Below are 19094 nucleotides of genomic sequence, written 5' to 3' on the forward strand. Positions count from 1 at the left end.
ACGCAGGTTTGAAACTTAGGGGGAAATAGACAACATGAAAACATGCGGGATCGATAATTGCTCCAAACCGGTCAAGGCAAGAGACCTGTGCTCCATGCACCATCAACGCCTGATGAGACATGGCGATCCGAATACCGTTATGCCTCGCAGGACAAAGAAGCTGGTCGATTGCAGCTGGATCAATTGTTCAAGTCAAGCCGTATCGAAAGGACTGTGTGTCAAGCATTATTACATCAATCGAGTTTTAAAGAAAAATGACCAATTTGATGTAAGGTAACTTTACATCCATTTTCTGAAAATGGGGTGTTTATTTTCATTAAAATATGTATAATGGAGGTAACTCCCTATTTATCAGAGAATGAATCCTTTAACGCTGCGGTACCATTGTAACCAAATGGAGGCGATTGTCGGAAATGATTCAAACGGCACCATACGGCCTTCTGATGAGCGATTTGTATCTGTTCAACAAAGGCAGCTCTCACCACAGTTACAGGTTCATGGGCGCGCATGTCATGGACTGGGACGGTAAAGATGGCGTCAGGTTTGCAGTGTGGGCTCCACACGCCAGGGAGGTTCGGCTTGTTGGCCAGCATAACAACTGGGATGGTTCCGGTTCGTTGATGGAACGCGTTTCTTCGACAGGGGTCTGGGTTCTCTTCGTACCGGGACTTGGCGAAGGCGCTATTTACAAGTACGAGATTGTTACCTCAACAGGTCAGCGGCTGCTCAAGGCAGATCCTTACGCTTTCCTCGCCGAAAGGCGTCCTCAAACCGCCTCCGTAGTGTCTGATCTATACGGATTCCCGTGGCGGGACAAGAAATGGATGGATTCCAGGCATAAGCGGCCCGCTTATTCCAATCCGCTAATGCTTTACGAAGTGCACGCCGGCTCCTGGCAGCTGAAAGGGGAGGAGAATTTCCTCACCTACGAAGAACTTGCCGATCAGCTTGTTCCTTACGTAGCCAAGATGGGATATACCCATATCGAGCTGATGCCAATCAATGAACATCCTTTTGACCAATCCTGGGGTTATCAGATTACCGGTTATTACGCGCCGTCCAGCCGTTACGGCAAGCCTAAGCAGCTGATGAAGTTTATCGACCGCTGCCACGCGTACGGCATAGGCGTTATTCTCGACTGGGTTCCCGGTCACTTTTGCAAGGATGAACATGGATTGCGTCGCTTTGACGGTACTCCGATCTTTGAAGGAAATGACGAGCGGCTTGCCGAAAAGCCTTTATGGGGAACACTGGCCTTCGATTTCAAACGAAACGAAGTGATCAGCTTCCTGATCTCCAATGCCATCTACTGGATGGAAATGTTCCACTTCGACGGTCTTCGGATTGATGCCGTCGCCAGCATGATCAATCTCCACATGGATAAACCGCCCGAGCTCTTCACCTGGAACGAGTATGGCGGCACCGACAATCTAGACGCTCTCCGCTTCATGAAACGGCTTAACGAAACCGTATTTCACTACTACCCAGACGCACTAATGATCGCAGAAGATTCTTCCGCTTGGCCTGCAGTCACCTCACCTACCTACTTAGGCGGGCTGGGATTTAACTTTAAATGGAATATGGGCTGGATGAACGACGTGCTCAAATACATGTCGATGGATCCTGCCGACCGCTCACACCACCACCACCTACTTACTTTCTCACTTTTGTACGCTTTCTCTGAAAATTACGTTTTACCGTTCTCGCATGACGAGGTTGTACACGGCAAACGTTCCTTGCTGAACAAAATGCCTGGCACCTACGAGGAAAAATTCGCTCAATTACGTTTGTTATACGGCTATTGGATCGCTCATCCGGGCAAGAAGCTGCTGTTTATGGGCAGCGAATGGGGACAGTTCGACGAATGGAAGGACCGCGAACCGCTTGATTGGATGCTGCTCGATTACGATCTTCACGGCAAGATGCACGGCTATGTCAAAGCTTTGAACCAGGTTTATACCCATGAACCGTCGCTATGGGAAAGAGATCAGGACGCTTACGCATTTCAATGGATTGATGTGAATAATGCTGAACAATCGATCATATCTTTCATTCGTTATGGCAAGCAGGGCTTCACTGTTACGGTTGCCAACTTCTCCAGAAACGGTTATACCCATTATCGATTAGGCGTGCCGCAGCCGGGCTGTTATCGCATGATCCTAAACAGCAATGAGGTACAGTTCGGAGGTTCCGATTCACAGTGTTTACAGAAGCATGACAGCGAGAAAGTGAGCTGGCACGGCTATAACCAAAGCATTTCCATCAATCTCCCCCCTCTATCCTTCCAATTATACAGCTTTGCGGGCGGAGACCACATTAAGAAGGGGTTGGTGTCATGGGTCGAAAAAAGGAAATGATTGCAATGCTGCTGGCAGGAGGAGAAGGCAAGCGACTGGGAGTTCTCACAAAGGATTTGGCGAAGCCGGCTGTCTATTTTGGGGGGAAGTACCGCATTATCGACTTTACTTTAAGCAATTGCACGCATTCCGGCATTGACACGGTTGGGGTTCTTACGCAATACCAGCCGCTCGAATTGAATCGGTATTTGGGCATCGGAAGCCCATGGGGGCTGGACCGCAGGGATGGCGGCATGTCCATTCTGCCTCCATTCGTCAAGCAAAAAGGCGGGGTATGGTATAAAGGAACGGCAAATGCAATCTATCAAAATATGGCGTTTATTGAATCTTATGACCCAAACTATGTTCTGGTCATCTCGGGTGACCATATTTATAAAATGGATTACGATCTGATGCTGCAGCATCACAAGAAAAGCGGGGCGGATATTACGATTGCCGGCATTGAAGTGCCGTGGAAGGAAGCAAGCCGTTTTGGCGTCATGCACGTGGATGACGAAGACCGGATTACGGCTTTCGAAGAAAAACCAAAAAATCCGACCAGCAATATCGCTTCGATGGGCGTCTATATTTTCACCTGGTCGGTATTGAAGAAGTATTTGATTCAAGACGAAGCCAGCCGCAATTCCAGTCATGACTTCGGCAAGGACGTAATTCCTTCCATGATGAGAGACGGTTTGCATCTGAGCACGTATGCTTTCCGCGGTTACTGGAAGGATGTCGGCACGATCGAAAGCTTATGGGAAGCCAATATGGATTTATTAGATGATAAGCCTTCGCTTGATCTTGCCGATAAAGATTGGCGAATTTTCTCCGTCAGCCCTAACCGTCCGGCCCAATACGTGGCTTGCGGGGCGAGCGTATCCTCCTCTATGGTGACGGAAGGCTGCATTGTGGAAGGCGATGTCGAGCGATCCATTCTGTTCTTTGGCGTTACGACGGGCAAAAACAGTATCGTTAGCGAATCGGTCATTATGCCGAATGTGAAAATTGGCGAAGGAGCCCGCGTCTACCGGGCGATAATTGGTGAAGGTGCTGTAATCGAAGACGGCGTATGCATCGGCAGTCCCGACGATGATGCGATTACCGTTGTTGCCGTAGGCGAGTTTGTATCCAATGAACCGATGCTGCTGGAGGTGGAGCCGTCATGAAACATCAAGTTATGGGCGTTATCAATCTGATTCACGAAAACGACGATATGGAGCGGCTGACGCAAAACCGCTGCCTTGCTACCGTGCCGTTTGGCGCAAGATACCGGCTTATCGATTTCATTCTCTCAAGCATGGTGAACTCCGGAATTAATAAAGTAGCCGTATTCGCACATACGAAATACCGTTCCCTCATGGATCACGTCGGTTCCGGCGACCATTGGGACTTAAATAACCGTCAGAGCGGCTTGTTCCTGCTTCCTCCGGCAACGGACGACATTCAGGAAGTCAGCCGCGGGGACTTATATCATTTCTACCAGCACCGCGACTATTTCAACCGCTCCACGCTGGAATATGTCGTAATTGCCCGCAGTCATATGGTGTGCAACATCGATTTCGAACCGATTATCGAAGCGCATAAGGAACGCGAAGCGGATATTACGGTCGTGTGCAAGCGGGATGCCAATCTGATGGGCGGCAAGGCCCGCAAGATGAAGATGGATCCGGATGGCCGCGTCACGGCTATGCAGGACCATTACGGAAGAATGAACAGCGATATCTCTTCCATGGAAATGTACGTAATGCGCAAGGATCTCCTGATGGAACTCGTCGAGACATCCCTTGCCCAAGGGCAGGACCACTTGGTCCGCCACGCGATTTTCTCGAGAATCGATAAGCTTCGCGTCTTCGGCTATTTGCACGAGGGTTATCTGGCTGTCGTGAATACTCTGTCGAGCTTCTACCAGAGCAACATGAGCCTGCTTCGCCCCGAAGTGTGGCGCGAGCTGTTCTTCCAGCCGGGCATGGTCTTCACGAAAGGCAAGGATGAACCGCCGGCTCGCTATTTGGGAACATCGAAAGTGACCGATTCTCTTATCGCTAACGGCTGCCGAATTGAAGGAACGGTCGAGAACAGCATTCTGTTCCGCGGAGTTCATGTCCGCAAAGGGGCCGTTGTCCGCAATAGCATTATTATGCAAAACGGCGACATCGGCGAGAATAGCCTGGTTCAGCACTGCATTCTGGATAAGGATGTACGCGTTCAGTATGACCGCGATATCCGCGGTTCTTCCGAAAATCCGTTTCTGGCAGGCAAGCGTAAGATTATATAAATAGCAATTAAATTATGGATAGGGTATGAGGTGATCAGGCGTGAATATATTAATGGCCGCTTCAGAAGCAACTCCGCTCGCCAAATCGGGCGGACTGGCTGACGTTGCAGGAGCTTTGCCTAAGGCGCTTAAGCAACGTGGAGCCGATGTTCGTATTATTATGCCCAAGTATGAGCAGATCCCAGATTATTATATTCAGAATTTTGAGAGAATTGCAGAATTTTATGTAAATTTTGGTTGGAGAAGTCAATATTGCGGCTTGTTCCGTGCGGAAATCGACGGTGTAGTCTTCTATCTGATCGATAATGAGTTTTATTTCGGGCGCAGAGGGCTGTACGGTTATAACGACGATGCCGAGCGGTTTGTCTTCTATTCCGTCGCGGTAATGGAGGCTGTGCGGTACCTGGATTACAAGCCGGATATTGTTCACTGCCATGATTGGCAGGCCGGTCTAATTCCGGTTCTGCTCCGCACCCGTTATTCGAATGATCCAGCCTGGGACGGCGTGAAGTCGGTATTCACGATCCATAACCTGATGTATCAAGGGTTGTTCGGCATTGATCTATTGAAGGAGCTTCTGGGAGCGGGAGACGAGATGTTTACCGCCGACAAGCTGGAATTTCACGGTGCCGCAAGCTGCCTGAAAGGGGGGCTTGTTTATGCGGACAAGCTGACAACGGTCAGTGAATCCTATGCGAGGGAAATCCAGAGCTGGGAGCATGGCGAGAAGCTTGACGGTCTGCTAAGCAGCCGTTCCGGCGATCTTACAGGCATTATCAACGGGATTGATACCGAGCTATACGATCCGATGAACGATGATGCCCTACATACGCCTTACCGTTCCTCTATCTCCCGCAAGCGCAAGAACAAGCTGAGCTTGCAGGCGGAGCTGGGTCTTCCCGAATCGGAGGAAACTCCGCTGATCGGTATTATCAGCCGTCTGGTGGAGTCGAAAGGGATGGACCTCATTACCTGGAAGCTTGACGAGCTTATGCAGGAGGATGTACAGCTTGTTGTTCTGGGAGCGGGAGATTGGCATTACGAGAATGCCATGAATCAACTGGTCGCCCGTTATCCAAATAAAGCCGCGGTATGGCTTGGTTATAATGACCGCCTGGCAAGAAGGATCTATGCAGGCTCGGATATTTTCCTTATGCCGTCCCGTTTTGAGCCTTGCGGTTTAAGCCAGCTGCTTGCTCTTCGTTACCGTTCCATTCCCGTAGTCCGGGAAACTGGCGGTCTAAAGGATACGGTCTTCTCCTATAATGAAGAGACCGGGGAAGGCAACGGCTTCAGCTTCACGCACTATAACGCGGACGATTTCATGTATACGGTGAGACGGGCGCTGCACTTCTACCGAGATGATGCCGTCTGGCGCCGCATCGTAGACAACGCCGGCAAGGAAGATTACAGCTGGAGCCGCTCGGCAAAAGCTTATATAGCCTTGTACGATCAACTTCTTGCTTCTCGAAAGGGGACTGAAAGATGGCCCGTCACCTTGTAATCGGCAATGGTAAGTTGCTGCTCAATTTGGATCAACATTGTTTTATTCGGGATATTTATTTTCCGTATGTCGGACAGCTAAACCATGTGGGCGGTCACTATTGCCGGTTCGGGATCTGGATCGGAGGCGCATTTTCTTGGCTGGATGAGAAGGAATGGGAATTCGAGCTCAACTATATCGAGGATTCCCTTGTGACGAACATTATTGCGAGGCATGAGGGATTAGGCGTAGAGTTGCAAATGAACGATGGCATTCATCAGCGCGAATGCATCTACATTAAACGGGTTGTCGTGCGCAACAAGAGGAATGAAAGCCGGGAAGCCCGGCTTTTCTTCCATCAGGATTTGATGATTGAAGGTTCGGAGGTAGGAGATACGGCTGCTTATTATCCGGAAAATAACACGATGTTCCACTACAAGCGCTCGAACTACTTCATGTTCAGCGGATGCACGGATGAAGGCGGCATTATGCAGTATTCTACCGGTATTAAAAGGTTTCACTCCGCCGAGGGAACCTGGCGCGACGCGGAAGACGGCGTGCTCATGGGCAATACGATTGCCCAAGGCTCGGTTGACAGTACGATTGGCCTTCGCACAACGGTGCCGGGCAACGGAGAAAAGACGTTGTATTACTGGATGTCCGTTGGCAAAAATCTCGAGGAAGTCAAAACCCTTCATAAATACGTGAAGGATAATCATCCCGAGAAGCTGCTCAGCCGGATCGTCATTTACTGGAAGCATTGGCTGCAGCGTGCCGAGTCCGATCTGGGGGATTTGCCCAAAGAGGTCACCCGAATGTTCAAGCATAGTCTGCTGCTTGTCCGGACGCAGGTCGATGAGCGCGGCGCTATTCTGGCCGCGAATGATACGGATATTTTGCAGTACAACCGCGATCATTACAGTTATATGTGGCCGCGCGACGGCGCGCTGATCGCCGAGGCGATGTCGCTGGCTGGCTATCAGAGCGTTATTTCGCCGTTTTTCTATTTCTGCGCGAACGCCTTGTCACCGGAAGGTTATCTGTATCATAAGTACAATCCGGACGGCACGGTAGGCTCCAGCTGGCATCCCTATATTGTGAAGGGGAGCCAGAGAATTCCGATCCAGGAAGACGAGACCGCGCTTGTTCTGTTTGCCTTGTGGCAGGACTACTCGCGGAATCAGGTTATCGAGCTGCCTCAATCCCTCTACAGCAATTTGATCCGGAAGGCCGCTTCCTTCCTCAGCGAATATATCGAGCCGGAGCTGTCGCTTCCGAAGCCAAGCTATGATCTGTGGGAGGAACGGTACGGGATATGGACGTATACCGCCGCTTCCGTTTATGCCGGTTTAATGGCAGGAGCCTTCTTCACCGAGCTGTTCGGAGATTATGAGCGGAGCGACCATTACCGCAATATGGCGCATACGGTCAAGACCGGGATATTGACCCATCTCTGGGATGAAGAATCCGGCCGTTTCGCCCGCGGGCTTGTACAACGGGATAACCGGTGGGTGAAGGATATGACGCTGGAGAGCAGCATATTCGGATTATGGGAATTTGGCGTCTTGTCCGTTCATGATGAACGCGTGCAGAAGACGATGAATGCCATAAAAGAAGGGCTTCGCGTAAAGACTCATATTGGCGGTATCGCCAGATATACCAATGATTATTACTTCCAGCAATCCGGAGAAATCGACCAGGTTCCGGGCAATCCGTGGATCATATGCACGCTGTGGGTGGCTAATTACGAGATTGAATCCGCGCTTACGCTGGCAGACCTGGAAGGTCCGCTCAGGACGTTGGAATGGGTCGTCGATCACGCCTTGTCGAGCGGACTGCTGCCGGAGCAGCTTAATCCGTACGACGGCTCGCCGCTGTCCGTGGCACCGCTCACCTGGTCGCATGCGACCTTTGTTCAAAGCGTAAGCAAATACGCTGCGAAGTATAAAGAACTCCAAGGCGCAAAGAAGTAAATCCATGAAGTAAAGCCGCTTAGCAGAATGCTAAGCGGCTTTGTTTTGATCCGTAGCGCTTCTTATAAGAAGCTGCAGGTACGGATAATGATAACCAGCAATACGAATAAAACAAGAATATAGGCCGCGCTATTATTCCAGACTCCTTGAACCGGTGCACAGCCCATATTAGCTCCTGCTACAGGGTAACCCATTGTTCATTCCTCCCGAGTCGTTGTGGTGATTCCCAATCACAAGACCAATATATGAGGGGAGTGGGTACGGAAATTGGACATTTGTACCTGTGCAGATGCTTTTGATGATTTCGCCTAGGTGATAGGAATCAGCGTTTTCTCGTACTGCCTGATATGCTTGATTCTAGATTCTGCAATTGTTCGCATCGCATTGCCCGCAAGCAGGCTTGAAGTAGAGCCCACGCCAACCACGCTTATGCAGCCTACGTTAATCTTAGGGCAGTGGTTAACCGTTTTGATCCGTACATCTTCTCCGGCGTCCGCTACAGGGTCGATCAGCTTGGGGAGCGGACGATCGAAAATCGGGTAGGATTCGAAATAAACGCTTCCTGCTTTCGTATGATCAACCGCTCGTTGAACGGCAAGGGCATTCAGCTTAGGCGAACCTTCGGCGCGGTCCCCGAATTGGATAATAGCCCCGATCGAAACATCAACAACGGACACCAGACCAATCTGGGATACTCTTATGGGATAAGATTCTTCCATTCGTACGGTTCCCCCTAACCGGCCATCGGGGATTCGCCAACCGCTTCCTCTTCGCCTTCCGGCGTAGGGAGCGGGGCTATCGGCCCAACAATGACGGATTCGGGCGGGGTATCAAACATCGAATATAAGGTGACGTAGTCGGAGTCGCCGATCTGGAACATGGAAGCTGCCGATACACCTAATATTTCAATATTGCCAACGGTCAAACCGCAATTATGCACTGTGAAATTCACCATTGCCTAACCTCTCCTGTCAGCTGCCATTGCCGCTTTTTAGCGACTGGATATATTTTTGCATGGCGGCATCCGCATCCCGGATCGTTTTGGATAAAATCATTTCTTTTTTTTCCTGCTCGGTTTGCGGATTTTGTTCTTGTCCGCCGGTTCCTGCTTCAGCCTCGCCCGGCTTCAGCTGCATATAGAAATGAATGCGGGTTGGAAGCTGCTTGCGGATATCCTCGAGAACCATGCGGCGATGATACGGATCAAGGTCGACCCCGTATTCGGTTTCGAGTGCAATGAGCCTTTGCGTACCGTGCTGGCTCAAAAAACGATCCACTTCCGCCCGCAAGCCCGCATATGGCTCGGACGGCGGGGTTATGCCGGAGGCTGCTGCCGGGTATACGTTAGGCTTATGCTGCTGTACCGCAAGCTGATCGATATCACCGTCACCGCCGGGCATGCCCGGCGGAGTCATGCCGATATTTAAAGTGCCTTCAAGCTTCTCTACTTTTAATTGGTCGAAATGATATTCCAGCTTCTCGATATTATAGGTTGGCTTGTTCTCCAATTGCTTCAGCTGCTCGCTTAGAACAGCGAGCTGCTGCTCCAAGGAATAAATCTGGCTCTGCTGCGCTCTTAATTTGGTTTGAAGCTCAAGCGACCAGGCTTGCCATGGAGACAGCCCATTGCCGGGCGGCTGCTGCTGCATGATAAAAGCCTCCTCTCTAATTAAACGTTAAGCGGGATCCGGAAGCGGGACCAGCGATAGCGGGCTTTCTTCCCCGAGCTGCGGCGCGGGTTGGGTAAATCCTCCCGTATTGTACATTTGGGATAAAGACCGGATGGATCCCGCGCTTCCGACTTGCAGGACAGAGCTGTTCGATACGCTGTTTACTCGAAGCTGCTGTATAGTGATCGTCTGATAAATAGTCCAGTTCATACCTTACACCACGGTTTCAAGATTGTTTTGAGAATTGTCTTGAACGTCCGGATCAAGCGTGTTGGTCGCGCTGACCGCATTGTTTGAATTTGCCAGGCTTCCTGTCAGGAACGAGCCGGAGCCGGCATAGGTTTTCGTCTGGCTGGAGGGCGATACTTGAACCGCGTCTCCGAATTGAACGACGGCACTTGAGCCGACGCTTACGACTTTTACAAATCCAACGATAGAAGGCATTCGTACTCACCCTTTTCCCTTAAAGCGTCTCGTATATTATCGTATGCGGCATACGCCTAGAGGTTCCGCGGCCCGTGTGGATAAGTGCCCAGCGAACGGAAAGAAGTAGCCGCACCGCCCAGCTTCGCATATGCTAACAAGGAATGGCTGGAGGTGAACGGGATCGTGGAAAACAAATGGGATGAGCTTGAGAGATGGCTGGACGGACAACGTTTGCCAAAAGGCTTCGATGTGATGAAAGAGCCAGATTGGGTGGAGAAATTCGTCAGGAAGATGATGACGAAATCACTGCCTTCTGCAGCAAATTCCATCTTGGATCAAGCGGATGAGAACGAGGGGATTTCTTTCTTTGAGACTCATCAAGACTTACTTGTGAAGTTCCACCTTCCGCGTGAAGTAAGCCGGGAAAATCTTCGGTTGTACGTGCGGGACGACCGATTGCGGATTGAAGGGCTTCCTAATCAACAGAAGGAAATCATTAAGCTGCCTAAGCTTGTAAAGCCGACTATTTGCCAAGCGGTTGTGAAAAACTATGTGTTGCAAGTTAAGCTGCGCAAAAGACCCCGGGCTGGCTCTTATTACGAAACGGATATACGATGGTTGAAAGGTCGCTAATCCAGGGCCTATTGGCCGTCGTTTTCTTTAGGTTAGTAACGTTTTGAACCTATGGGTGGTGAAAGCCGTTTCATTTTGTCACCTTTTCTTACGGATTGTGGTTGGCGAACGGAGGGACAATCCCTTATAATGCTAATTGTGTACTTGCATTATTACATAGGGGAGTGTATGCAGTGACTTTAGTCGATGTCAGTGACATCTCTACTTCGTTATTTATTATCGGGGTCGTCTTTTTATTGCTCATATTCGGATTATTAAGTCTTGGCATTCTTCGTATGTTCCAGCAGCGCTTCCGTTACGGATGGTTTTGTTTTGCGGGAGCTGTCGTCAGCTTCATCGTCTTGATGATTATTTTGAACAAATGGTATTTATAGCGGGTTTCTGCAAATAAATAGGGAGGGTGCCCGTTATGATGTGGACGGCGATCTGGTTTGTTATTAACATGTTTTTTGTTGCATCCGTCATTACGCTGTTGTTCATGCACCGATCCGTTACGGAAGCGGCACTTGATCCATCAGGCGGCGAACGCCTGGCAGCGGCGAAGACAAGACGCAAATGGGTGTCGATCGTAAGTATGGTGTTATTTTTGGCTATGTGTGCAAGTTTTCTAATAAACATGCGGCTGAACGGGTGATAAAGGCCGCGGCTTAAGAGAGGCTCTCATTGACGAGAGTCTTTTTTTTCGGCATTATGAATAGAAAGACACTTTATTTTCGGAGGTCCTTTCATTGCATACCATAGATGAAATCATACAAAGAATGACCGGACAAGGACTGCGCATTACGGATCAGCGCAAATCGCTGGCCAAATTGTTTGCGGAGACTCCGGGATACCTGGCACCTAAGGAAGTTTACGAATATATGGGCAAGTCATACTCGGGCCTGAGCTTTGATACCGTATACCGTAATTTGCGCGTGATGGAGGAGCTTGGGGTCATCGAGCAGGTTATCTTTGAGGATGGCGTTAAATTCAAGCTTCATTGCAGGGAAAATGACCACCACCATCATATGATCTGTTTGCAATGCGGGCACACGTATCCGATTACGTTTTGTCCGATGGAGCAGACGGTCGTGCCGGATGATTTCCGGGTAGTAAAGCATAAATTCGAAGTGTTCGGCTACTGCAAAGACTGCATTCAAGAAGAGTCTGCTGCCGGGGCAAACTGATGGCACGCAGCCGAACAGCCGTTAGAGTGCTGAAGGCACCGGTCCTTTTTTACCGCAAAGTGATATCTCCGCTTACGCCGCCGACCTGCCGTTATTATCCGACCTGTTCGGCGTACGCCCTGGAAGCGCTTGAGAAGCACGGAGCAGCTAAGGGCTCATGGCTTGCCGCGAAGCGGATCGCAAGATGTCATCCGTTCCATCCGGGGGGCTATGATCCTGTTCCTCCTGTCCCGGGAGAGCAGGAGAGTGACGCGGGCGGAACGGCTGCTCCTTGACAATGGAGCGTTTAATTGGTTATATTTTGTCATATAAGCATATTTCCAATATTCGATGAACGGATAAGTACGATGAAGATGCCATAACAGAGAGCCGGGCAGGACGCTGGAAGCCGGTATGGATAAGCATCCGAAGATGGTCCCGGAGAATCTGTTTCCGAGCCTCAAATACGAGGTAAGGGGATGGCGTGAAGCTGGCGTTAACGGCTCTGCCGTCCATAGAATGGCGGCAACACGAAGCTGCTGTGCGGTGGTTGAATCATGAAAGCGCAGCGGGAATTTGGGTGGTACCGCGTGAGTGAACTTGAACTCTCGTCCCATGTTGGACGGGAGTTTTTTGCGTTCTCTCGCTTTATTTTGATCATAACGGAGGAATGACAAATGGGTAACGATAAAAAATCGTTTTATATTACGACACCGATCTATTATCCGAGCGATAAGCTCCACATCGGACATGCGTATACGACGGTAGCCGGCGATGCGATGGCAAGATACAAGCGGCTTCGCGGGTATGATGTCTGGTATTTGACCGGCACGGACGAGCATGGCCAGAAAATTGAACGCAATGCGAAGGACAAAAACAAATCGCCGCAGCAGTTTGTAGACGATATTGTCGTTGGCATCAAAGAGCTCTGGTCGAAGCTGGAAATTTCGAACGATGATTTCATCCGTACGACGGAGCCTCGCCATAAAGAAGCGGTGGAGAAGATTTTCGCGCAATTGCTGAAGCAGGACGATATTTATAAAGGCGAATATGAAGGCTGGTACTGTACGCCATGCGAATCGTTCTTCCTCGAGCGCCAGCTGGTAAACGGCAACTGTCCGGACTGCGGACGTCCGGTGGAGCTCGTGAAGGAAGAAAGCTATTTCTTCCGGATGAGCAAATATGCCGACCGCCTCTTGAAGCATTACGAAGAGAACCCGGATTTCATTCAACCGGAATCGCGCAAGAACGAAATGATCAACAACTTCATTAAGCCCGGTCTTGAAGATCTTGCGGTATCCCGTACAACCTTCGATTGGGGCGTTAAAGTTCCTGGGGATCCGAAGCATGTCATCTACGTATGGATTGATGCGCTGTCGAACTACATTACAGCGCTTGGTTACGGCAAAGATGGAAGCAGCGATTTGTATGACCGCTTCTGGCCGGCAGACGTTCATCTGGTCGGCAAGGAAATCGTACGCTTCCATACGATCTATTGGCCAATTATGCTGATGGCGCTTGGCCTGCCGCTTCCGAAGAAAGTTTTCGCGCATGGCTGGCTGTTGATGAAGGACGGCAAAATGTCGAAGTCGAAAGGGAACGTCGTTGACCCGGTAACCCTGATCGACCGTTACGGCCTGGATGCGGTTCGTTACTACCTGCTCCGCGAAGTGCCGTTTGGTTCCGACGGCACCTTCACCCCGGAAAACTTTGTTGACCGGATCAACTTCGATCTGGCTAACGACCTGGGCAACCTGCTCAACCGTACGGTAGCGATGATCGATAAATATTTCGATGGCGAAATTCCGGCTTACGGCGGCAATGTAACGGCATTTGACGAATCTCTTCAAGTGCTTGCTGCAGAAACCGTACGCCAGGTGGAAGCGTCTATGGAGACGATGGAATTCTCCGTTGCTCTGTCGGCGATCTGGCAGTTTGTCAGCCGTACGAACAAATATATTGACGAGACATCTCCTTGGGCGCTTGCGAAGGATGAAGCGAAGAAGAACGAACTGGCTTCCGTCATGTATCATTTGGCGGAATCGCTCCGCATCATCTCGATTCTGCTTCAGCCTTACCTGACGCATGCACCTCGCGAGCTGTGGCGCCAGCTTGGTCTGGAAGAAGGCGAATTGACCGCTTGGGAAAGCACGAAGCGCTTCGGACAGCTGCCTGGCGGCACGCGCGTGAGCAAGGGAGCGCCGGTCTTCCCACGTCTGGATGCAGCCGAAGAAGTTGCTTATATTGCTGCTGCAATGGGCGGCGGAGCTGCGGCTAAAACGGAAGCGGCCGCGCCGGCAGCAGACAACGCCGCGCAAGCCGCTGCACCGGCGGTCGAAGCGAAGGAAGAGATCGGGATCGAAGATTTCGGCAAGGTCGAGCTTCGCGTCGCGCAGGTTATTGCAGCCGAGCCGGTGCAAAAGGCCGACAAGCTGCTTAAGCTGCAGCTGGATCTTGGCTATGAGCAGCGTCAGGTTGTATCCGGAATCGCGAAGTTCTACACGCCGGAGCAGATGGTTGGCCGCAAAGTGATTTGCGTAACGAACCTCAAGCCGGTTAAGCTTCGCGGAGAGCTGTCGCAAGGAATGATCCTTGCGGCTTCGCATGGCGATCAATTGACGCTTGCTACGGTACCGGATGACATGCCAAACGGCGCAATCGTGAAATAATTCAGAGGTATTGAGAACCGCCCGGATGTTGAATCCGAGGCGGTTCTCTTGCTTATTAACGTATGCAGAGGTACAAGCATGTAAATAGTAGTTAATAGTTTATGGTTGACAGGGTGTAAGCCCGCTCGTATAATCTAGAACGTAATAGTAACGATTACTAAAAAGAGAGTTGAAATGGAGATTATTACGAATGCGTTCTTTTAAACATATGAGTGTGCTGCTGATTGTCATGACCGTTTTGCTCTCCGCATGCGGCGCGAATTCGGGTAAAACGCTAGTTGAAGGCAAGACCAACGTGGTTACGAGCTTTTATCCGCTTTATTATTTGGCTTCCGAGATAGGCGGCGACAACGTCAATGTCGTCAACCTTATTCCCGCTGGCGTAGAGCCTCATGATTGGACGCCTAAAAGCCAGGATTTGACCATTGCGTCCAAGGCGCAGCTGTTCCTGTATAACGGTGCCGGTCTAGAGGGCTGGACGGATGATTTCCTGAAAGGTCTGCCGAAGAATGGTGGTCTGATCACGGCCGAAATGAGCAAGGGAATTGCACTCATTCATGGAAATCCGGAAGAAGAGGAAGGTCACGATCATGGCGATCATGACCACGACCTTGACGTCGATCCGCATACTTGGGTGAGTCCGAAGTCTGCTATGGTTATGGCTGCAAACGTGAAAGACAGTCTCATTCAGGCAGATCCTGCCCATAAGGAAGCGTTCGAAGCGAACTATCAAACGCTTGTAGGCAAGCTGGAAGCGCTGAACGAAGAGTTTGAATCGAAATTAGCGGCAGCGCCTCATAAATCGATTGTAGTGTCGCATCAAGCGTTTGGTTATTTGGCCAGAGATTACGGTCTGACTCAGATCGCGATTACGGGACTGTCTCCCGATGCCGAGCCTCGCGCCCAGGATTTGCTCAAAGTTGCGAAGTTTGTGAAATCGGAGGGCATCAAATATATTTATTTCGAAGAGATGGTATCGCCGGATCTGGCAAAAACGATCGCAAGCGAAACGCATACCAAGCTGCTTGTGCTTAATCCGATCGAAGGTCTTACGCCGAAGCAGGAAAAGGCTGGAGAGGATTATCTTAGCCTGATGGAGAAAAATCTGCAAAATTTATTGACCGGCTTACAAAAATAATAGGATAGATATAGCGAAAGTGAGGTGGGGAACGATGCAAAATATAAATTGTCATCAAGATATAATAACGCTTGAGGATGTATCCTTTTCCTATCAGAGTCAAACGGTTCATAAAGGACTTAATTTCTCGGTAAAAGAACGGGATTTCATCGGACTTATCGGATCAAACGGCGCTGGAAAAACAACTCTGCTGCGCATGATTGTCGGGCTGCTCAAGCCGGAGAGCGGAACGATCCGCCTGTTCGGACAGCCGGTCTCCCAATTCAAGGATTGGGACCGGATCGGCTACGTCCCGCAAAAAAATTCGTTTAATCCGCTATTCCCGGCTACCGTCCGCGAGGTTGTTTTGTCGGGGCTGTACAGCCGGAATAAACTTTTCCGCAAAATTACGAAAGCCGATCAGAAGAAATGCGAGGACGCCCTTCATGCCATGAATATTGAAGATTTGGCTATGAAGCGGATCGGAGAGCTGTCCGGCGGACAACAGCAGCGGGTATTTCTTGCAAGAGCGTTAATCAACAATCCGTCGCTGCTGATTTTAGACGAACCAACGGTTGGCATCGATTCGGAGACGCAGGAAGGCTTCTTCCATATGATCAAGCATATGCACCAGCATCATAATATTACGTTTCTCATGGTATCGCATGACATGGAGATGATCCGGTCCTATCTGGGCCAGCAGCCTGCGGCGGAAAGCGGCAAGCTGAAATTTTACAAGAAGCATTCGCATGATCTGCAGAATTGCGTAGAGAACGATTTGACGCATAGCTTGAAGGAGCTTCGTCAACAAATGGAGAGCAGGAGAGAGGTCGTTACGGTTGGAGATCTTAGCTAGTGAGTTTTTTCAGCGGGCGTTAATCGGAGGCGTATTGATCGGGATCACGGCACCGCTTATGGGGATATTCCTTGTGCTGCGCCGCTTATCGATGATTGGCGACACTTTGTCCCACGTATCGATTGCGGGGGTCGCTCTAGGATTCCTGATTGGCGTATATCCGGTAGCGGTTGGCCTGGTGTTCGCGATTATTGCCTCTTTCTTTATCGAGAAGCTTCGGAAAACGTACAAAACCTACGCGGAATTGTCCATTGCCATTATCATGTCCGGCGGCGTTGCATTGGCGTCAATCCTGTTCACGATGGGCAGAGGCTTTAATATTAATGTGAACGGCTATTTGTTCGGCAGTATTTTTACCCTCGACAACGTGGATCTCATTACGATTGCCGTCGTTAAGGTTGTGGTATTGGTAGCGATCCGCACGCAGCTGAAGGAGCTGTTCCTGCTTACGTTTGACGAGGATGCGGCTGCCGTAAGCGGCTTGCCCGTTCGGTTCTATAATGTTATGATTAGCGTGCTTACTGCACTTGTCATTAGCGCGTCTATTAAAATCGTGGGAGCGTTGCTTGTTTCGGCACTGCTTACCATTCCGGCGGCCTGCAGCTTGATTATTGCCCGCAGCTTCCGTCAAAGCGTCATTACGGTTGTTATCATCGGGGAGCTTGCCGTTGTAGCCGGACTGATGATGGCAGGCGTATGGAATCTAGCGCCGGGCGGTACGATCGTTTTGTTATTGATTGCGATTATGCTTGTTCTTCTGCTGCTGAAGCGCGGCATGAAGATGGGAAGTTAACTTCGACTGAGGTGTTTAACTTTGGATAACATTAACGTATGGCTGGCGTTTGGCGCCGGCTTTGCTTCATTTATCTCGCCTTGCTGCCTGCCTTTATATCCTTCGTATTTATCTTACATAACCGGCATTTCCGTTAGCGATTTGAAGAATAATAATCATACTTCCCAGATGAGAATGAGGACGATGTCGCATACCTTGTTTTTCATACTGGGATTTTGTACGGTTTATTACACGCTGGGCTATGGCTCCAACGTATTCGCGGAGTTTTTTAGCCAATATGAGGATTTGATCCGCAAGCTGTCAGCTATTCTGATTGTGCTTATGGGCCTATTCCTCGCGGGTATATTCCAGCCGCAGGTGCTCATGAAGGAACGCCGCTTCCACTTTGACCCGACCAAAAAAACCGGCTATCTCGGCTCCTTTATTTTTGGCGTGGGTTTCTCGGCAGGCTGGACGCCTTGTATCGGACCGGCATTAACCGCCATTCTGGCTTTGGCTGCTTCGAAGCCGGGGACATGGTTCGAGCTGACGACCGCGTATGCGTTAGGGTTTGCCATTCCGTTTTTCCTGCTGGCCTTTTTCCTTGGGTCGGCACGCTGGCTGCTTAAATATTCGTCCGTTGTTATGCGAGTCGGCGGAGGCGTTATGGTGCTGATGGGGATTCTTCTGTTCACGGATCAGATGACCAAAATTACGATTTGGCTGAATCAGGTAACGCCTGCTTTCATGAAGTTTTAATGGGGAAGCGTAAGCAAATCGGCTTGCAGTAGCATTAAAAATAGTTGTATGATACTAAGAGTAACGCCATGAGACAAGGTGTAGAATGCAGGGTTAGGGGGTTCTTCATTGCCGACTCCGAGCATGGAAGACTACTTGGAACGTATTTATAAGCTTATTGATGAAAAGGGCTATGCGCGCGTATCGGATATAGCCGAAGGGCTTGAGGTGCATCCTTCATCTGTCACCAAGATGATTCAGAAGCTGGACAAAGACAATTACTTGATTTACGAGAAATACCGCGGGCTTGTTCTGACAAGCAAAGGGAAAAAGATGGGCAAGAGACTTGTTGACCGCCATCATTTACTCGAGTCATTCCTGACGATTATCGGCGTGCAGGAAGAGAACATTTACCGCGATGTGGAAGGCATCGAGCATCATCTAAGCTGGGATTCAATTACATGTATCGAGACATTGGTTGAATTCTTTAACCGTGAGCCGTCTCGCTTGGACGAGCTGAGAGGGATACGGACTGAACTAGAAACGGAATGAAAAGCTCGCCGCTTGCGGCGGGCTTTTTTAGTTGCCCTTGGGAGGCGGCCGGAATCGGGCTTGGGGCACGGGGTATCTCCTTCGGCCACTGTTGTCTTTCCTTTGCCTCGAATGAAATAGTTCAAGGTGGCAAAGGAAAGACAAAGGCGGACGCTCCGCTCCTCCAGGAGATACCCCTTAGCCCCGGCGCGCCGGCAGCCGCTGTAGACAACATAAAAAAGCCCGCCGCTAAATCGGCGAGCTTTTTTGGGGGGAGGGCTATGGGAGGCCACCGAAGCCCAGCTGGCTGCCGTAAGGCAATATAGAAACAGCCCGCCGATTTAACTGCGGGCGTAGTGCTCAATAGTCGGATACCCTGCATAAAATGCAACGGTCTTTCCAGTTAATAGGTGATTTTCGGAATTATGGTGTACGTTATGCAGCATATTGCGCAGTTTCTCGTCCAA

Annotated in this window: 22 protein-coding genes; 16 read left to right on the forward strand and 6 right to left on the reverse strand. The window is 50.2% G+C overall.

Going from position 1 to position 19094, the window contains the following annotated elements:
* Positions 1-413 precede the first annotated feature (413 nt).
* From glgB to ACR9FF_RS11110, 5 genes are read left to right on the forward strand one after another with little or no spacing between them, the layout of a single operon-like run.
* Entirely contained in the window at positions 414-2357 is a 1944-nt protein-coding gene (gene glgB, locus ACR9FF_RS11090; protein ID WP_317980225.1) for a 1,4-alpha-glucan branching protein GlgB, read from the forward strand.
* Complete coding sequence (locus ACR9FF_RS11095; protein WP_127496368.1) at positions 2336-3505, forward strand: glucose-1-phosphate adenylyltransferase; 1170 nt, start codon at positions 2336-2338, stop codon at positions 3503-3505. Before glgB ends, ACR9FF_RS11095 begins: the two co-directional genes overlap by 22 nt.
* Positions 3502-4614: a glucose-1-phosphate adenylyltransferase subunit GlgD gene (gene glgD, locus ACR9FF_RS11100; protein WP_435171056.1), complete on the forward strand. Its 1113-nt coding sequence runs from the start codon at positions 3502-3504 to the stop codon at positions 4612-4614. The genes ACR9FF_RS11095 and glgD overlap by 4 nt, the downstream gene beginning before the upstream one ends.
* 40 nt (positions 4615-4654) lie before the next feature.
* On the forward strand, positions 4655-6118 hold the full coding sequence (gene glgA, locus ACR9FF_RS11105) for a glycogen synthase GlgA (RefSeq protein ID WP_435171059.1): 1464 nt from the start codon (positions 4655-4657) through the stop codon (positions 6116-6118).
* Positions 6100-8070, forward strand: coding sequence for a glycoside hydrolase family 15 protein (locus tag ACR9FF_RS11110; protein ID WP_201003692.1), 1971 nt, complete (start codon positions 6100-6102; stop codon positions 8068-8070). The genes glgA and ACR9FF_RS11110 overlap by 19 nt, the downstream gene beginning before the upstream one ends.
* 62 nt (positions 8071-8132) lie before the next feature.
* On the opposite strand, the gene ACR9FF_RS11115 is transcribed toward ACR9FF_RS11110, so the two are convergent.
* The 6 genes from ACR9FF_RS11115 to ACR9FF_RS11140 all read right to left on the reverse strand — a co-directional run bounded on the left by ACR9FF_RS11115 (position 8133) and on the right by ACR9FF_RS11140 (position 10184).
* Positions 8133-8264: a sporulation protein YjcZ gene (locus ACR9FF_RS11115; RefSeq protein WP_435171062.1), complete on the reverse strand. Its 132-nt coding sequence runs from the start codon at positions 8262-8264 to the stop codon at positions 8133-8135.
* A 114-nt stretch (positions 8265-8378) separates the two neighbouring features.
* The gene (locus ACR9FF_RS11120; RefSeq protein ID WP_435171064.1) at positions 8379-8789 is read right to left on the reverse strand and encodes a spore germination protein GerPE; all 411 of its coding nucleotides are present in this window, start codon (positions 8787-8789) and stop codon (positions 8379-8381) included.
* 14 nt (positions 8790-8803) lie between these two features.
* On the reverse strand, positions 8804-9022 hold the full coding sequence (locus ACR9FF_RS11125; protein ID WP_248756402.1) for a hypothetical protein: 219 nt from the start codon (positions 9020-9022) through the stop codon (positions 8804-8806).
* A gap of 19 nt (positions 9023-9041) precedes the next feature.
* On the reverse strand, positions 9042-9719 hold the full coding sequence (locus ACR9FF_RS11130) for a spore germination protein GerPC (RefSeq protein WP_435171066.1): 678 nt from the start codon (positions 9717-9719) through the stop codon (positions 9042-9044).
* A gap of 27 nt (positions 9720-9746) precedes the next feature.
* Positions 9747-9950: a spore germination protein GerPB gene (locus ACR9FF_RS11135; RefSeq protein ID WP_127496360.1), complete on the reverse strand. Its 204-nt coding sequence runs from the start codon at positions 9948-9950 to the stop codon at positions 9747-9749.
* A gap of 3 nt (positions 9951-9953) precedes the next feature.
* Complete coding sequence (locus tag ACR9FF_RS11140; protein WP_015843867.1) at positions 9954-10184, reverse strand: spore germination protein; 231 nt, start codon at positions 10182-10184, stop codon at positions 9954-9956.
* Between the two features lie 165 nt (positions 10185-10349).
* On the opposite strand from ACR9FF_RS11140, the gene ACR9FF_RS11145 reads away from it, so the two are divergent.
* From ACR9FF_RS11145 to mntR, 11 genes are all read left to right on the forward strand, one after another.
* Positions 10350-10799: an Hsp20/alpha crystallin family protein gene (locus ACR9FF_RS11145; protein WP_127496359.1), complete on the forward strand. Its 450-nt coding sequence runs from the start codon at positions 10350-10352 to the stop codon at positions 10797-10799.
* Positions 10800-10972: 173 nt separating this feature from the next.
* Positions 10973-11173: a hypothetical protein gene (locus ACR9FF_RS11150; protein ID WP_435171069.1), complete on the forward strand. Its 201-nt coding sequence runs from the start codon at positions 10973-10975 to the stop codon at positions 11171-11173.
* Between the two features lie 35 nt (positions 11174-11208).
* Entirely contained in the window at positions 11209-11433 is a 225-nt protein-coding gene (locus ACR9FF_RS11155) for a hypothetical protein (protein WP_201003684.1), read from the forward strand.
* Positions 11434-11527: 94 nt separating this feature from the next.
* Entirely contained in the window at positions 11528-11965 is a 438-nt protein-coding gene (locus tag ACR9FF_RS11160; RefSeq protein ID WP_015843871.1) for a Fur family transcriptional regulator, read from the forward strand.
* Entirely contained in the window at positions 11965-12240 is a 276-nt protein-coding gene (yidD, locus tag ACR9FF_RS11165; protein ID WP_248756282.1) for a membrane protein insertion efficiency factor YidD, read from the forward strand. The genes ACR9FF_RS11160 and yidD overlap by 1 nt, the downstream gene beginning before the upstream one ends.
* A gap of 381 nt (positions 12241-12621) precedes the next feature.
* On the forward strand, positions 12622-14613 hold the full coding sequence (metG, locus tag ACR9FF_RS11170) for a methionine--tRNA ligase (RefSeq protein ID WP_435171072.1): 1992 nt from the start codon (positions 12622-12624) through the stop codon (positions 14611-14613).
* A 190-nt stretch (positions 14614-14803) separates the two neighbouring features.
* The gene (locus tag ACR9FF_RS11175) at positions 14804-15751 is read left to right on the forward strand and encodes a metal ABC transporter solute-binding protein, Zn/Mn family (RefSeq protein WP_127496354.1); all 948 of its coding nucleotides are present in this window, start codon (positions 14804-14806) and stop codon (positions 15749-15751) included.
* A gap of 34 nt (positions 15752-15785) precedes the next feature.
* The gene (locus ACR9FF_RS11180) at positions 15786-16586 is read left to right on the forward strand and encodes a metal ABC transporter ATP-binding protein (protein WP_127496353.1); all 801 of its coding nucleotides are present in this window, start codon (positions 15786-15788) and stop codon (positions 16584-16586) included.
* Positions 16570-17379 (forward strand): metal ABC transporter permease, encoded by an 810-nt coding sequence (locus ACR9FF_RS11185; RefSeq protein WP_435171076.1) that lies wholly within the window; start codon positions 16570-16572, stop codon positions 17377-17379. The genes ACR9FF_RS11180 and ACR9FF_RS11185 overlap by 17 nt, the downstream gene beginning before the upstream one ends.
* Positions 17380-17400: 21 nt before the next feature.
* The gene (locus ACR9FF_RS11190; protein ID WP_435171078.1) at positions 17401-18117 is read left to right on the forward strand and encodes a cytochrome c biogenesis CcdA family protein; all 717 of its coding nucleotides are present in this window, start codon (positions 17401-17403) and stop codon (positions 18115-18117) included.
* 108 nt (positions 18118-18225) lie between these two features.
* Positions 18226-18648: a transcriptional regulator MntR gene (mntR, locus tag ACR9FF_RS11195; RefSeq protein WP_015843878.1), complete on the forward strand. Its 423-nt coding sequence runs from the start codon at positions 18226-18228 to the stop codon at positions 18646-18648.
* The last annotated feature ends 446 nt before the right edge of the window (positions 18649-19094 follow it).

Origin of the sequence: Paenibacillus glycanilyticus, assembly GCF_051200795.1 — a bacterium.
GTDB lineage: Bacteria > Bacillota > Bacilli > Paenibacillales > Paenibacillaceae > Pristimantibacillus > Pristimantibacillus glycanilyticus.

What these genes read in the sequence shown, in the direction of transcription:
- glgB (WP_317980225.1), top strand. Translation starts at nt 414, where the DNA reads ATGATTCAAACGGCACCATACGGCCTTCTGATGAGCGATTTGTATCTG.
- ACR9FF_RS11095 (WP_127496368.1), top strand. Translation starts at nt 2,336, where the DNA reads ATGGGTCGAAAAAAGGAAATGATTGCAATGCTGCTGGCAGGAGGAGAA.
- glgD (WP_435171056.1), top strand. Translation starts at nt 3,502, where the DNA reads ATGAAACATCAAGTTATGGGCGTTATCAATCTGATTCACGAAAACGAC.
- ACR9FF_RS11110 (WP_201003692.1), top strand. Translation starts at nt 6,100, where the DNA reads ATGGCCCGTCACCTTGTAATCGGCAATGGTAAGTTGCTGCTCAATTTG.
- ACR9FF_RS11115 (WP_435171062.1), bottom strand. Translation starts at nt 8,264, where the DNA reads ATGGGTTACCCTGTAGCAGGAGCTAATATGGGCTGTGCACCGGTTCAA.
- ACR9FF_RS11120 (WP_435171064.1), bottom strand. Translation starts at nt 8,789, where the DNA reads ATGGAAGAATCTTATCCCATAAGAGTATCCCAGATTGGTCTGGTGTCC.
- ACR9FF_RS11130 (WP_435171066.1), bottom strand. Translation starts at nt 9,719, where the DNA reads ATGCAGCAGCAGCCGCCCGGCAATGGGCTGTCTCCATGGCAAGCCTGG.
- ACR9FF_RS11135 (WP_127496360.1), bottom strand. Translation starts at nt 9,950, where the DNA reads ATGAACTGGACTATTTATCAGACGATCACTATACAGCAGCTTCGAGTA.
- ACR9FF_RS11140 (WP_015843867.1), bottom strand. Translation starts at nt 10,184, where the DNA reads ATGCCTTCTATCGTTGGATTTGTAAAAGTCGTAAGCGTCGGCTCAAGT.
- ACR9FF_RS11155 (WP_201003684.1), top strand. Translation starts at nt 11,209, where the DNA reads ATGATGTGGACGGCGATCTGGTTTGTTATTAACATGTTTTTTGTTGCA.
- yidD (WP_248756282.1), top strand. Translation starts at nt 11,965, where the DNA reads ATGGCACGCAGCCGAACAGCCGTTAGAGTGCTGAAGGCACCGGTCCTT.
- metG (WP_435171072.1), top strand. Translation starts at nt 12,622, where the DNA reads ATGGGTAACGATAAAAAATCGTTTTATATTACGACACCGATCTATTAT.
- ACR9FF_RS11175 (WP_127496354.1), top strand. Translation starts at nt 14,804, where the DNA reads ATGCGTTCTTTTAAACATATGAGTGTGCTGCTGATTGTCATGACCGTT.
- ACR9FF_RS11180 (WP_127496353.1), top strand. Translation starts at nt 15,786, where the DNA reads ATGCAAAATATAAATTGTCATCAAGATATAATAACGCTTGAGGATGTA.